This is a genomic window from Rubripirellula tenax (assembly GCF_007860125.1).
Taxonomy (GTDB): domain Bacteria; phylum Planctomycetota; class Planctomycetia; order Pirellulales; family Pirellulaceae; genus Rubripirellula; species Rubripirellula tenax.
Genome location: NZ_SJPW01000004.1, coordinates 462,109 through 477,068, shown reverse-complemented (window position 1 = coordinate 477,068; position 14,960 = coordinate 462,109). Strand labels below are relative to the sequence as shown.

Here is a 14,960-nt window from a genome sequence, read left to right as displayed (position 1 = left end):
CCCGTGGGAAATCAAATTGTCTCGCAAAAAGGACGGAAGTCGCAATGGTTTCTCGTCGCCTATCTGTTTGGGCGATGGCTAAAGTTCCGCCAGCTTCGCGAATTGGGCAGTCCGCCTAACGTTTCTGGCACCCAGCCTGATGGATTCAGCGTCCAACATATCGGAGTCGGGTCAAACTATCATTCTTGTTTCACTCCTTCCGCCTTACGAAAGAACGGATCAAGCACGTCATGAATCGACCCACCCAGACCTTTAGCTGCCTTCTGTGCTTGGCTCTGTTGCAAGCGGCTGGAACGCTGGCTTTGGCCCAGACCGGAGCCCGTCCGATCCCTTTGATTTTCGATACCGACATTGGCAACGACGTGGATGACGTGTTGGCGATGGGGGTGATCCACTCGTTGCAGAGTCGCGGTGAGTGCGAATTGCTGGCCGTTACGATCACGAAGGATCACCCGTTGGCGGCGGCTTTCACGGATGTCGTTAATACGTTCTACGGTCGCGGCGAAATTCCGATTGGAGTTTGCGATAGCGGCGTTACCAACCACGAAGGCAAGTTCAATCCGCTAGCGATCACGAAGGACGGCGACTCATTTCGCTATCCCCACGACCTGCGGTCCGGTAAAGACGCGCCCGCCGCTGTCGACGTGCTTCGCAAGGCATTGGCCGATGCAGACGATGGAACCGTGGTGATCGCCCAGGTCGGATTCTCAACGAATTTGGCCAACCTGTTGAAGTCCCAGCCGGATGCGATCAGTCCACTCGACGGTGAGCAGCTCGTCAAAAAAAAGGTGCGTTTGTTGTCAATTATGGCCGGCGCGTTCACCCAGATCATGGGCGACAAGGGGCATCCTTACGATCACAAAGAATACAATATCGTGAAAGACATTCCGTCGGCAAAGACCATCGCCAACGATTGGCCGACTCCGATCCTGTGGAGCGGTTTCGAGATCGGGATCGCCGTCACCTACCCCCATCAAAGTATCGAGCAAGATTTCGCCTACGTCGATCATCATCCGCTGGCCGAGGCCTATATCGCTTACAACCCGCCGCCCCATGACCGACCGACATGGGACCTGACCAGCGTTCTGCAGGCGGTTCGTCCAGACCGTGACTATTTCGGGTTGTCCGAGCCTGGAACGGTGACGGTGGCCGACGATGGCTTGACGACGTTCCAGCAGGGCGACGAGGGAAGGCATCGGTATTTGACGCTATCCGATACTCAGAAAATTCGTGTGGTCGAGACCCTCGTCGGGTTGTCAAGCGAGCCACCGAAGCGATGAATACGCGAGCTGCGAAAATCGTCGTGCTCGGTTCTATCAACATGGACCTTGTTATCCGGTGCAAGCATTTGTCGCGTCCCGGCGAAACCATCATCGCACGGTCTTCGGATGAAGTGCCTGGTGGCAAAGGCGCCAACCAAGCCGTCGCGGCTGCCCGCGCCGGCGGCGACGTCACCATGATCGGGCGGATCGGCGACGATGCGTTTTCGAATCGATTGATGGACAATTTGATCCGTGAAAAAGTTTCTGTCGACACTGTGATCCGAACGCCGGAAACCGCCAGCGGGCTGGCCGTCGTGGCGGTGGACGACGTCGGAGAGAACTCAATCATGGTCGTGCCGGGCGCAAATGCGATGCTTTCGGTGAATGACGTTCACATGTTTGCCGATCAAATCGGTACCGCAGATGTGATGATGGTTCAGCTCGAAGTACCGCACTCCACCGTCTTGGCCGCGATTGAAGTGGCGCGACGCGCGGGAGTGCGTGTCGCGTTGGATCCGGCGCCAATGCCCGCATGCCTGGGTGATGGTTTCTTGACCGTCGACGTGGTTTGTCCTAACCAAACTGAAGCCGAGTCGATCGTCGGTCACGCGATCGAAACGGTCGAAGACGCCAAGCGAGCGACCGCAGCGATGCACAGGCGAGGTGCTCGAAACGTGATTTTGACGCTGGGCGGACGCGGCGCAGTGGTCAGCGATGGAGCTGATTTTCAGTGGATCGATGCCACGCCCGTCACTGTGGTCGACACCACGGCAGCGGGCGATGCATTCGCTGGCGCACTTGCAGTACGATTGGCGGAAGATGCAGATGTGTTCACGGCTGCTCGGTTTGCTTCCGTGGCCGGGGCGATAGCCGCCACTCGTCTTGGTGCCCAGCCCGGTTTGCCGACTCGACCCGAAATCGAAAACCTTCTCAACCCCCAAATGCTATGAATCGCACTACCCTATTCAGCCTGCTTTTCGCGGGACTGGTACTCGCTTTCGTCGGGTGTGGGCCCAAGTCTGCATCGACGTCGGTATCCAAACCGGCGACGGAATCGGACTCGACAAGCGGGGCTGGCAAACCTCGGATCGCCTTGATCATGAAATCGCTGGCGAACGAGTTTTTCTCAACGATGGAAGCGGGTGCCAAGGCGCACCAGTCGGATCACTCGGACGAATACGAACTGCTGACCAACGGGATCAAAGACGAATCGGATCTCGGTCGCCAGGTCGCGTTGGTCGGTGAAATGGTGGCTGGGGGCGTGGATGCGATCGTGATCGCGCCGGCCGATTCGAAAGCCCTGGTGCCGGCGCTGCGAAAGGCCAAGAAGGCGGGCGTTGTTGTTGTCAACATTGACAACCGACTGGATGCCGACATTCTGAAACAGGAAGACGTCGCCATTGCGTTCGTCGGTCCCGACAATCGCAGCGGCGCGAAGCAGGTCGGCGACTTTCTAGCGAAGTCTCTTTTCAAAGGCGACAAGGTTGCTGTGCTGGAAGGCAAAGCCACCGCGTTCAACGGAGTCGAACGTCGGCTTGGATTCGAAGCAGCCATGAAAGAGGCTGGCGTCGAGATCGTATCGAGCCAATCCGCGGACTGGGAAACCAATAAAGCCAATGCCATCGCCGCATCGATGATCAGCGAGTTTCCGGAGATCAAAGCAATTCTGGCTGCGAATGATTCGATGGCACTCGGCGCGGTCGCCGCCATCAAAGCCGCGGGAAGGACTGGCGAGATTCAAGTCGTCGGATTCGACAACATTGGCGCCGTGGGGCAGTTGATCGTCGATGGAAAAGTCTTAGCGACGGCCGACCAACACGGCGACCAGTTGGCCGTCTTTGGGATCGAAACCGCGCTTGCGATTTTGAAGGATCCGGCGGCATCGACCGATGATGTCCAGACGCCCGTCGACTTGGTCACCGCCGAAACACTGGCCCGATGAACTCGCCGTTGCTTTCTGTTCGCGATTTGACGAAGACGTACGCCGTCACGGTGCTCGACGGTGCACAGATCGACATCGAACCGGGCGAGATCCACGCCTTGTTGGGCGCCAATGGCGCTGGCAAAAGCACGATGTGCCGCATCATCGCCGGCTTGATACCGGCAACCTCAGGGACAATGTGGCTGGACGGGCACGCATTTGCGCCAACGAGCAAGTTGGCAGCCGAGGCGGCAGGCGTGCAAATTGTTCAACAAGAACTCAACCAAATTTCGACGCTAACGGTCGCCGAAAATCTTTTGTTTGGTCGTTTTCCAACGAAGTGGGGCGTTATTCAGCATCACGAGCTTCATCGTCGCGCCCGCATCGCCCTCGATCGATTCGGATTGCACGAAATCGAAACAACGACGAACGTCGGGACGCTTGGCATCGGCCAACAGCAGATGATTGAGATCGCGACAGCGTTGGATCGCGAGTGTCGCCTATTGATATTGGACGAACCGACTGCGGCGCTGAGTCACGGCGAAACCGAAACGTTGTTCCACTGGCTCGATCAGCTTCGCAGTCAAGGCGTCGGCATCGTCTATATCTCACACCGGCTCGACGAAGTGGCTCGGATGGCCAATCGAATTACGGTGCTACGCGATGGGAAGTTCGTCACCACGTGCGACACAGGCGGGCTGACGCATGACGAAATGGTTGGCTTGATGGTCGGTCCGGCAAGCAACGTCACTCAGCGGCACGTTCATGTTTCATACGCAACGGACGAAGTCGGGCTTCGCATCGATCGTTTGTCGCGAGGACGTGTTGTACGCGACGTTTCCTTCTCGGTGCATCGTGGCGAGCGATTGGGTATCGCCGGCCTGGTGGGATCTGGCCGCACAGAACTGTTACGGTTGATCTTCGGAGCGGACCGCGCGGAGCAAGGCGACGTATTCGTTGGCGACGATCCAATACCAAGGGTGTTCCGCAATCCCGCCCAAGCAGTCGCCGCTGGCCTAGCGATGATCACCGAAGATCGCAAAGCCAACGGGCTTCTCGTATCTCAATCTGTTCGATTCAACACGACACTGGCATCGGTCAAGCATCGATTCTCTTCCTGGGGCTTCCTTCGCTGCAAAGACGAACGTGTCGCGGCCGAAGGGATGCGTCAGTCGTTGGAGACGCATTGTCAATCGATTGAACAGTCGGTGGAAACCCTCAGTGGCGGCAATCAACAGAAGGTTGCTGTGGCGAAGTGGTTGGTCCGCGATGCGAGTGTGTTTCTTGTCGATGAACCGACGCGAGGGATCGACGTGGCGGCTCGCTGCCGGATCTACCGACTTTTCGAATCTTTATCGGCGGACGGTAAGTCGCTTGTCATTGTCAGCAGTGACCTGAGCGAATTGATGGAAACGTGCGACCGAATTGCCGTGATGTCGGCGGGGCAAATGGTGGCGGTTTTTGATCGAGGTGCTTGGTCCGAAGAGAAAGTCATGCAAGCGGCATTCTCCAAACAAGAAGCGAACTCTCCGTGAACCCATCACAAAGTTATCGCACCGTGATTCAGTACGCCGGCCTTGTCGGCGTGCTGATTGTCTTGGTAGCCGTGTTCAGCTTGATGAGTGAGAATTTTTTTCAAGCAGGGACGTTCGTCTCTATCGCGAATCAGATTCCCGATCTGACCCTGGTCGCCGTTGGAATGACGTTGGTATTGGTCGTTGGCGGAATCGATCTGTCGGTCGGTTCGATCCTTGCTTTTTCTTCGGCCGTGCTGGGGGCGTTGGTGGTCGATTGGAATTGGTCGTTGTGGGCTTCGATCCCGTTTTGCGCGTTGGCCGGAGCGGCCTGCGGGTTGTTCAACGGATGCGTATCGGTGCTTGCCAAAATCCCTTCGTTCATTGTGACGCTGGGAATGTTGGAAATTGCTCGTGGTGGCACCAAGTTGGTCACCAACTCGCAAACCAAATACATCGGATCGGCGGTCGAAGGGATCGGCGAACCCATCGCCGGATTGTCTCTCTCGCCCGCGTTCTTGATGGCGATTGTCGCAGTCATCGTGGGACAATTTGTTTTGACGCGTACGGTATTCGGACGCTACTGCATTGCCATCGGTACCAACGAAGAAGCCGTCCGCATGTCCGGCGTCAACGCGGCTCCGTACTCCATCGGCGTCTTTGTGATCAGCGGATTGATGTGTGGCTTAGCGGGACTGACGTACGCATCGCGATTGTCGACCGCCGACCCGAACGCAGCGATGGGTTTGGAGCTATCGGCGATCGCCGCTTGCGTGATCGGCGGGACCAGTTTGATGGGCGGTCGCGGCAACGTGATCAACTCGTTCCTAGGCGTTTTGATCATCGCGGTACTACAAACCGGACTTGCTCAAGTCGGCGTCTCGGATCCGATGAAACAGATCATCACCGGAACGGTGATTGTCGTAGCTGTCTTGCTGGACGCGATGCGAAGCCGGTGGGGACACCGTCGCGGGTAACTCGATGCTGATACCCGCATGCGGGTCACTGGACGAACATCGACGCGTCGACCTGTTCGGGGACGTCGTCATGGTGCACGTTGCGACGCAGGTAAAAGACAGCGTACGCCGCCAATGCCGACAGCCCCAACAGAGCAATCCCGAGCAACGGCCGAACCGCAATCCAAGACAAACCGATCACCGTGCTGGAAACGATTACCCCCAACAACACCGCGACGAAGAATAGGAGTGCGCCGGTGAACTGACCCAGCAACGGGACGAAGCTGGTGACGGCACTGAGGGGTTTTAGGATCATCGAAAAACCGATGACGGATAAGAGCAACCCTACCGCGCGAAGCACCCAAGCGATCACTGAATTCTCGGTAATCAGTTTTTCGATCACTTCCTCTGCCGTAAACGTTCCCATGTAGAGGCGTTGAATTGCTTCCCCATTGCTGGTGCGAAAGTTGGCAAACGTGTCGCCTCGCTGTTCTGCGATCAAACTGATGGTGTCAGGCGAAACGGTCTCGAATCGGATGCGAATGTCGCCCACGCGTGGTTGATCGAAATCGGGAACGTGGACGCTCCAAAACAGTTGGTTGTTTCGCATCAGATACTGATCGCGGTCCGTTTCCGGTATCGTCGCCAGAAACTCGCGTCCTGTGAATTCGAAGGGCTGCCAGTCTTGCATCGAAGACTTCAGCGCATCATTCAAGTTGTGCGCACCCACAAAAACATGTTTGGCAGTCGATTCGCGGTTGCGGTACCGCATGTTGGGGTTTTCGTGGTCGGTGGGCCGGTGAAAGCGACTGCTGTCGATCGGCTCGCTTGCCCACTGGCGATGGTACGTGTACTTGGTCGATTGACCCGAGTTGGAATTCGAGTTGCTCCGCTTTTCTTTTTTTTCCTTCCACTGAAACATCTCGACGCGTCGAGCCAAGTGTATTGCCGGCGCGGAAACATGAAACTGTTCGTCTTCAAGCGTTTCGTTGGTGTCGGCGAGTCCAGACAAATGGACCAATTTTCCGTCGCGGCTCGGGTCCACCACATTCGTGTCGGGGATCGTTTCGACCAATCGAGAAGCCTCTGCCAATCCACGTGAACGATGGACCGTTCGGTATTCGTTCCATGCATGCAATGCCATTCCACCGGGAACCATCAACAGGCCGAAAATCATTGCCGCAAAAGAGTTCTTCACACGACGGAAATAACCGAACATCACTGCCTCTGGTTTAACGGATCAAAAACGCATCTTAACACGTCCAAAGGACGCTATCGTTGTCGGGTATTGTTTGCGGATGGACGCCGTGCCAACGGTTAGCAGCCTGTTGAAAAAGGGGTCTGACCCTTTGGAGACGTTGCTGAAACATTGTGAATTCGAAACGTCGGAGAGGGTCAGACCCCCTTTCAACAGGCTGTTAGGGCCGCGATGCGCCGACGATGATCAGGCTCGAAGTTCAAGAATCGGGGGCGCCAAGAAGGTAAGTTTTCGTCGAGCTATCGGGTGTGGCGAATGCGTTGTGGTGCCGTTGTCGGGCGGCGACAGTGGGACCAGGGGGCTCAGAGTAGAGACGCAGGGCGTTTAGGTTCTAGACCGTAAAACGCAGGCGAAAACGGGGGTTTGGCAAAATCGATTCGTTCGTGACGAGACGAAGCAGCGATTTTTTTCGCTTGATTTTCCGAACCGCCTCTATAATTAAGGGCACGACGCCACTTGCAAACTTTTCGCGGATGATGGACGTCAACCACTCCCTCGCCAAACGCCGACTGGCAATCTGCTCAGCGAGATTTGTTGGTGATGGTCGAACCCCATGACAGGGAAATGGGTCGGTACATCAGCCGAAGGGTTTCGTGTTTCAATGTGGCTGTCGCATGCGCCCGTCGATCCTCGGAAGTGGATAGATCTAACCATGAACGAATCAAGTACCGACATCCTCCGCCTGTATTCGGAAACCTACGAGCGAGAGAAACAGGTCAAGCTGACGCTGAAGGAGTTTCTCGACTCGGCCCGTACGGATCCGTCGCTCTACAGCAGCGCCGCCGAACGAATGATCGATGCGATTGGTGAACCTGTCCACATCGACACGTCCGGTGAAGCGAGACTGGGACGGATCTTCATGAATCGAACGATCAAAACCTATCCGGCGTTCCAGTACTTTTATGGGCTGGAAGAAACAATCGAGCGGATCGTTAGCTATTTTCGTCACGCCGCGCAGGGGTTAGAGGAGCGGAAGCAGATTCTTTACTTACTAGGCCCCGTCGGTGGCGGAAAGAGTTCTCTGGCCGATGCGTTGAAGAAGTTGATGCAAGCAAGGCCGGTGTATGTGTTGTGCGCCGATGACGAGGTCAGTCCCATCTACGAAAGCCCGCTGGGACTGTTCGATCCGCGTACGATGGGCGGCGTTTTAGAAGAGACGTATAACATCCCTCGCCGCCGATTGCCGGGTTACATGTCGCCTTGGGCATTGAAACGGCTGGACGAATTCGGAGGTGACATTTCGAAGTTCTCGGTCGTCCGCGTGATCCCGTCCGAGCAGCGGCGCCTGCTGGTGGCCAAGACCGAACCGGGCGACGAGAACAACCAAGACATATCGTCGCTGGTGGGCAAAGTCGATATCCGCAAACTCGAACACTTTGGCCAGGACGACGCCGACGCCTACTCGTACACAGGCGGGCTGAATCGAACGACCCAAGGGTTGCTCGAGTTCGTCGAGATGTTCAAGGCTCCGCTGAAGATGCTGCACCCATTATTGACGGCGACCCAAGACGGCACCTATGTCGGAACCGAGAATGTGGGTGCAATGCCGTACCAAGGCGTTATTGTGGCCCACTCGAACGAATCGGAATGGGAATCGTTCAAAAGCAATCGCAGCAACGAAGCGTTTTTGGATCGGATCTGCGTCGTCAAAGTGCCTTACTGTCTTCGTGCGACTGAAGAAAAGATGATCTACGACAAGTTGATTCGGAATTCCGAACTTGGCTCGGCACCGTGCGCGCCGGATACGTTGGAAATGATGGCCCGTTTTTCGGTCCTGACGCGATTGAAGGAGCACGAAAATAGCAGCTTGTATTCAAAGATGCGCGTGTACGACGGTGAGTCTCTTAAGGACACCGACCCGAATGCTCGCACGGTCCAAGAGTATCACGATACCGCAGGAATGAACGAGGGTATGGACGGAATCTCAACGCGTTTCGCGTACAAGATTCTTTCCGAAACATTCAACTTCGATACTCATGAAATTGCCGCCGATCCGGTCCACTTGATGTACGTGCTGGACAAATCGATTCGTCGCGAACAGTTTTCGGAAGATGTCGAGCAGCGATACCTTGGTTTTGTCAAAGAAGAGCTGGCGAATCGCTACGCCGAATTCATCGGCAACGAGATACGAAAGGCGTATTTGGAATCGTATCACAACTATGGCCAAAACTTGTTCGATCGCTACATCAGCTACGCCGATGCATGGATCGACGACACCGACTACAAGGATCCCGACACCGGCCAATTGATGGACCGAGACGTTCTCAACGATGAACTACAAAAGATCGAGATGCCCGCCGGAATCGCGAACGCGAAAGATTTTCGGTACGAGGTTGTCAAGTTCGCACTCCGTGCTCGAGCAAAAAACGAGGGTCGAAATCCGTCATGGACTTCGTACGAAAAGATTCGGGACGTGATTGAGAAACGGATGTTCGGCCAAATCGAAGAACTGCTACCCGTGATCAGCTTTGGTGCAAAAAAAGACAGCGAGGCCGAACACAAGCACGACGAATTCGTTCAGCGGATGAGCAACCGAGGCTACACCGAATTGCAAGTACGCCGGCTCGTCGACTGGTACATGCGAGTCAGTAAGTCGGGATGAGAGTAGGTGACAGGGAACAGGTTACAGGTAACAGCTTGTTAAATCCCGTTCCCTGTCACCTGTTCCCTACTCCCTGTTCCCTACTCCCTGTTCCCTACTCCCTGTCACCTGTCACCTGTCACCTGTCACCTATTCCCATGCACGTCATCGATCGTCGACAGAATCCGAAATCAAAGAGTCTTGGAAATCGCGGACGCTTCGTTCGACGAGTCAAGTCACACATCCGCAAGGCCGTCGGTGAAGCGATCCGCAATCGAAAGGTCGCCGATTTGGATAGTAGCGAGAAGGTATCGGTCAGTTCGAGCGATGTCAGCGAGCCCAACTTCCACTTCCAGCCTGGCACCGGCGACCGCGAGTTTGTGTTACCCGGTAACCAAAGCTACCAACGGGGTGACCGAATTCGAAAACCGCGATCCGGTGCCGGTGGGATTGGAGCATCGGGAAGTGCCGATGGCGAGGGCGAGGATTCGTTCGTTTTCATGTTGTCGCGAGAAGAGTTTCTGGAGCTGTTTTTCGAAGATCTCGAACTGCCGAACCTGGCCAAGAAAAAGCTGAAGTCGTTAGCATCATCGGTGCGAACACGGGCCGGGTTTGCCAGCGACGGGGCACCCCAGCGTTTGAATTTGAAGCAAACGATGCGACGATCGTTGTCGCGACGCATCGCCCTGCGGCGGCCCAAGCAAATCGAGTTGCAATCGCTGCTCGATCAGATCGAGCAGGCACGAACGGATCAGAATGAAGCCGAAATTCAGCGGCTGGCCGACGAGATTGAGTTGATGAAGCGACGGATGCGAAGCGTTGCGTATCTGGACACCGTTGATCTGCGTTACAACCGCTTCGACGTCACGCCCAAGCCAACCACCCAGGCGGTGATGTTTTGCTTGATGGACACATCGGCATCGATGACAGAGGATTTGAAGGAGTTGGCGAAACGCTTCTATATGCTCTTGCACCTCTTTTTGGTGCGTCACTACCAAGCCGTCGAGTTGGTGTTCATTCGCCACACCTATACCGCGTCGGAAGTTGACGAGGATACGTTCTTCCACGGACGCGAAACGGGCGGAACCATCGTCTCGTCGGCGTTGGAGGAAATGGCGACGATCGTTAAAAACCGATATCCGGTCGCCGACTGGAATATCTACGCGGCGCAAGCCTCGGACGGTCACAATTTCGATCACGATATGCCCCGAACTCTGACGCTCTTAGAAAAAACAATTCTTCCCATTTGCCAATACTACGCTTACATCGAAGTCAACGGCGAAGTGACCAGTGGTGAGAGCTTACTTTGGGACGAGTATTCGTCGTTGGTGGATCGTTACCCACATTTCGCGCGTGCCCAAGTCAGCGAACCTTCCGCGATCTATCCCGTGTTCCGCAAGCTTTTTGCCGCTACATAGGTTGACCCATTCATGACTGACTCGAACCTGATCTACCACGGCAGCGAATGGGACTTCAACACGCTCGGTCGGGTATACGACGCAGTCGAATCGATCGCGATCGGTGAACTTGGACTGGATGTGTATCCGAACCAGATCGAAGTGATCACGAGCGAACAGATGCTCGATGCCTATGCGTCGGTGGGCATGCCGATGATGTATTCCCACTGGTCGTTCGGAAAACACTTTGCCCGTGAAGAGTTGCTGTATCGAAAAGGCGCAACGGCGTTGGCATACGAATTGGTGATCAACTCGAATCCATGCGTGTCTTACGTGATGGAAGAAAACACGGTCACGATGCAGACGCTTGTCATCGCGCACGCTGCGTTCGGGCACAACCACTTCTTCAAGAACAACCATCTCTTTCGCCAATGGACGCGGGCGGACCGAGTCCTCGACGACTTGGCCTATGCCAAACAGTTTGTCGCAAAGTGCGAGGAATCGCATGGTCTGCATGCGGTCGAGAGTGTTTTGGACGCTGCACACGCCTTGATGGGCTGTGGAATCAGCCGCTATGCGCCCAAACGATCGGCTCGCGCGAGCGATGGCGAAGCGAAGGCGGAAGCGAGACGCTCGCACGCCGAAGCAACCTACAACGACCTCTATCGAACCTTGCCAGCCCGGCCAAGCACGGCCTCGCCGGACGCGGGTCGGGTCGAAGCAGACCATAATGCGCTGCGTTTGCCGCAAGAGAACGTGTTGATGTTTTTGGCCGAGCACGCACCAAAGCTGATGGAGTGGCAGCGAGAGTTGTTGCGGATCGTTCACCGGTCGGCACAGTATTTCTACCCGCAACGTCAAACCAAGATGATGAACGAGGGATGTGCGACGTTCGTTCACTACCAGATCATGAATCGGCTATACGACACGCACCAAATCGATGATGGTTCGATGCTGGAATTCCTGCACTCGCATTCGTCGGTTGTTCGCCAACTGAATTTCGATGACCGGCGATACAGCGGATTGAATCCCTATGCGATTGGGTTCGCGATGATGCAAGACATTCAACGCATCTGTGAGCAACCGGATAAGGAAGACCGCGATTGGTTCCCCGAGATTGCGGGCAATGGCGATGCGATGGGAACACTGAAGCAAGCCTGGGCCGAATACCGTGACGAGAGCTTCGTTTTGCAATTTTTGAGCCCTCGATTGATTCGTCAAATGCATCTGTTCACGGTCGGCGATCGTGGAGATTCAAGTTTTATGTCCGTCGATGCGATCCATGACGAATCGGGCTATCGCGACATCCGACGTTGCCTTGCAAGCCAGTACGATTCGTCGAAAAATGATCCCGACATCGAGGTCACCGAAGCCGATTTGTCAGGAAGTCGTCGCTTGGTCCTAACCCATCGTGTTCGCGGGCGACGAGTGTTGGCGAAGGACGAATGCAATCGAGTCCTGTGTCATGTCGCAAACCTATGGGGCTACCGCGTTCGATTGGTCGAAACGGACGCCGAAACCGGTGCGACCCTGAATGAGTACGATGTGGTTGCGATACCCTAAGGATCGAGCGGGAAATAAATGTACGATGGGCACTCTTGCCCGTCGCGAACATCTCGGGCAAAAGTGCCCGAGTTACGACAGTTTTTTTCCACGCAATCCTAACTTGACCGGAACTGCCTACGAAAAGTTGACACTGGTTTGATCTTTACGGGCGGTGATCATTGCATCCTGCGAATTCGATTTACTCATGGCGACAGCGGCGAGCTTGGTCTTACTCGCACCAACGTTCCTTCCGAACCACCGACTGCGAAGCTCCCGTCTGGGGACGCGAGAATGGTGTAGGCCCAGCCAGCGATTGCGGGCAGCGTTTGTTCGACTTTGACGGATGTTGCATTGACGATTCGCAAATTGCCGTCAATGCAGCCGACGCCGATGTGATTGCCGTCGGTCGTCCAGGCAATGCATAGCGGTTCGACCGGCAGACGTGCGAATCGCACAAGTCGACCAATCGAAGGTTGCCAGAGTCGAACTGTCTTGTCTGCACTTGCCGATGCGAGGTAAGCAATCGAGTGTTCGCCGGGTCGCCTTGCAAGGTCCCGCACGATGTCGGTGTGGTTGTCTAGAATTCTTAAAGGTGTTGTCAAATCTTTTTCGTCGCTCCATACGCGCAGACTCTGGTCGACACCGGCTGAGACCAGCAGTCGACCGTTATCAAGGGATTCAACGCTGAGCACGCGTCGTGTATGGCCGCTCAGACGGCGGACGACATCGGCACGACCATCCGCGGACTGGCTAGCGCCTACCTGCCACTGGATCACCTCGTTGTCGGCTGCAGCAGTTACGAATTCATTTTCGGATAGCCAGATCGCTGAGTGAATCACATCGTCATGCGCCGTGCTTGATGCGATGGTTGTTAGGTTTGGCCACGTCACGATCCGCCACTCGCCAACCTCGCTCGGTTTTCCACCCACGATCAACAATCGCGTTCCGTCTGGCGAAAACTGTAGGTCTTGAATCTTTCCGATATCAACGACGTGATCTTCAGCGTTCATGAGTGATGGCCATTCGCGAATCGAAACTCCACCTTGCGATCCGGAAACGATTCGATCACCGGACGGCGCGAACGCGAGCGCGGTGACGGGAGGTTGTGCAGCGCAATGGGGATACGCCGAAAATGACACGATCATCCAGAATGTGATCGCGACTAGCAACCGCCATCGCTTCGACCGATTGAGATGCCAATCGTTCATCCAACGAGCTCGCTCAACGGTGTCCCATGCAAACTCACTTTTACCGGGCGGCCGTCTGCTGTTTGCAAGTTGGTCGCGGGATCAATCCCGAGCAACTTGTAGATGGTTGCGGCCAGGTCGGCTGGCGTCACGGGCCGGTCTCGCGGGCTTTCCCCCATGTCGTCGCTGGCCCCAATGACTTGCCCGCCCGGGATGCCTCCACCGGCCAGCATCACGCTGAACACGCGTGGCCAGTGATCACGACCACCGAGCGTATTCAACTTGGGAGTGCGACCAAACTCGCCCATCACGACCACCAACGTTTCGTCCAACAAGCCGCGATCGTGTAAGTCGGTGATCAACGATGAATACGCCCGATCAAGCGATGGAATCAGTCCGACGGGCTGCTTCGCGCCGGTGTATCCGTCCTTAAGCCGCGTCACTAAATCGTCGTGCGTATCCCAGCCACGGTTGTTGACGGTCACGAATGGAACCCCGGCTTCCACCAATCGACGTGCTAGCAGGCAGCATTGTCCGATTGACTTCGTGCCGTAGCGCCTACGAGTTTCTTGTGACTCTGCCGACAAGTCGAACGCACGTTTTCCGGAACTCGATGTCATCAGACGGTACGCTTGTTCAAACGCAGGGTCGGCTGGTGAAATCGACTCTGCCTTGTCTTGGATGCTATTGAGTGCGTGCAAGTACGCGTGTCGGCGTTCCAGCCGTTCATCAACGATTCCGGGAAAAGGCTCTAAGTCACGGACACGAAAATCGGGCTTGGATGGATCGCCGCCGACTTCAAATGGAGCGACACGGGCGGGAAGATATCCTGACGCAATGAACTTGCCGCCACCCACTTGCAGGTCGGGGACCGCTACGTGCGGGGGAATCGCGCCCCGGTGGGAAGCCAGATGTGAGACGACGGACCCGATCGCCGGATAGTTCAGCGCCGGGGTTGGCTTGTATCCCGTCAATAAATAGTGCGTGCCGAAATTGTGCTCACCCAACGGCGATGTCATCGAGCGGATGATCGCCGAATGCTGCATCGTCGCAGCGGTTCGCGGCAATAATTCGCTTAGCTGAATTCCGGGAACCGACGTCGACATTGCGCCGAAGGGACCGCGAACTTCATTGGGCGCGTTCGGTTTCGGATCAAATGACTCCAGGTGGCTTGGTCCTCCGTCGAGCCAAATCAAAATGCAAGACTTGGCCTTGGCCGGCGCGGCACCCTTCGCGGATTGCGCGAACGAAGCGTTTAGCCCTAGTCCCCAAGCCGAAATTCCGCCAACCTGCAAAAAGTCTCGTCGCCCAAGCGGGACGCAATGTTGTGTCATTCTTG

General features: G+C 55.8%; 11 protein-coding genes. 8 read left to right on the top strand and 3 right to left on the bottom strand.

Going from position 1 to position 14,960, the window contains the following annotated elements:
- Positions 1 to 230 precede the first annotated feature (230 nt).
- The 5 genes from Poly51_RS16325 to Poly51_RS16305 are packed head-to-tail and all read left to right on the top strand — an operon-like array spanning position 231 to position 5,674.
- Positions 231 to 1,280, top strand: a complete 1,050-nt coding sequence (locus Poly51_RS16325) for a nucleoside hydrolase (protein WP_146458852.1) — start codon at positions 231 to 233, stop codon at positions 1,278 to 1,280.
- Positions 1,277 to 2,212 (top strand): ribokinase, encoded by a 936-nt coding sequence (gene rbsK / locus Poly51_RS16320; RefSeq protein WP_146458851.1) that lies wholly within the window; start codon positions 1,277 to 1,279, stop codon positions 2,210 to 2,212. The genes Poly51_RS16325 and rbsK overlap by 4 nt, the downstream gene beginning before the upstream one ends.
- Complete coding sequence (locus Poly51_RS16315) at positions 2,209 to 3,204, top strand: sugar ABC transporter substrate-binding protein (RefSeq protein ID WP_146458850.1); 996 nt, start codon at positions 2,209 to 2,211, stop codon at positions 3,202 to 3,204. The genes rbsK and Poly51_RS16315 overlap by 4 nt, the downstream gene beginning before the upstream one ends.
- Positions 3,201 to 4,718 carry a sugar ABC transporter ATP-binding protein gene (locus Poly51_RS16310; RefSeq protein ID WP_146458849.1) on the top strand — a complete coding sequence of 506 codons (1,518 nt, stop codon included), beginning with the start codon at positions 3,201 to 3,203 and terminating at the stop codon, positions 4,716 to 4,718. The genes Poly51_RS16315 and Poly51_RS16310 overlap by 4 nt, the downstream gene beginning before the upstream one ends.
- Positions 4,715 to 5,674: an ABC transporter permease gene (locus tag Poly51_RS16305; RefSeq protein ID WP_246114556.1), complete on the top strand. Its 960-nt coding sequence runs from the start codon at positions 4,715 to 4,717 to the stop codon at positions 5,672 to 5,674. The genes Poly51_RS16310 and Poly51_RS16305 overlap by 4 nt, the downstream gene beginning before the upstream one ends.
- A 25-nt stretch (positions 5,675 to 5,699) precedes the next feature.
- On the opposite strand, the gene Poly51_RS16300 is transcribed toward Poly51_RS16305, so the two are convergent.
- Positions 5,700 to 6,872, bottom strand: coding sequence for a TMEM43 family protein (locus Poly51_RS16300; RefSeq protein WP_146458848.1), 1,173 nt, complete (start codon positions 6,870 to 6,872; stop codon positions 5,700 to 5,702).
- A gap of 691 nt (positions 6,873 to 7,563) precedes the next feature.
- On the opposite strand from Poly51_RS16300, the gene Poly51_RS16295 reads away from it, so the two are divergent.
- The 3 genes from Poly51_RS16295 to Poly51_RS16285 all read left to right on the top strand — a co-directional run bounded on the left by Poly51_RS16295 (position 7,564) and on the right by Poly51_RS16285 (position 12,452).
- Positions 7,564 to 9,513: a PrkA family serine protein kinase gene (locus Poly51_RS16295; protein ID WP_146458847.1), complete on the top strand. Its 1,950-nt coding sequence runs from the start codon at positions 7,564 to 7,566 to the stop codon at positions 9,511 to 9,513.
- Positions 9,514 to 9,650: 137 nt separating this feature from the next.
- A complete protein-coding gene (locus Poly51_RS16290) occupies positions 9,651 to 10,910 on the top strand; it encodes a YeaH/YhbH family protein (RefSeq protein WP_146458846.1) in 1,260 nt (419 codons plus the stop codon).
- Between the two features lie 12 nt (positions 10,911 to 10,922).
- Positions 10,923 to 12,452, top strand: coding sequence for a SpoVR family protein (locus Poly51_RS16285; RefSeq protein ID WP_146458845.1), 1,530 nt, complete (start codon positions 10,923 to 10,925; stop codon positions 12,450 to 12,452).
- 185 nt (positions 12,453 to 12,637) lie between these two features.
- Here the strand turns inward: Poly51_RS16285 and Poly51_RS16280 are convergent, their stop codons facing one another.
- Complete coding sequence (locus tag Poly51_RS16280) at positions 12,638 to 13,642, bottom strand: WD40 repeat domain-containing protein (RefSeq protein WP_146458844.1); 1,005 nt, start codon at positions 13,640 to 13,642, stop codon at positions 12,638 to 12,640.
- On the bottom strand, positions 13,639 to 14,955 hold the full coding sequence (locus Poly51_RS16275; protein ID WP_186775601.1) for a DUF1501 domain-containing protein: 1,317 nt from the start codon (positions 14,953 to 14,955) through the stop codon (positions 13,639 to 13,641). Before Poly51_RS16275 ends, Poly51_RS16280 begins: the two co-directional genes overlap by 4 nt.
- Positions 14,956 to 14,960: the final 5 nt, after the last annotated feature.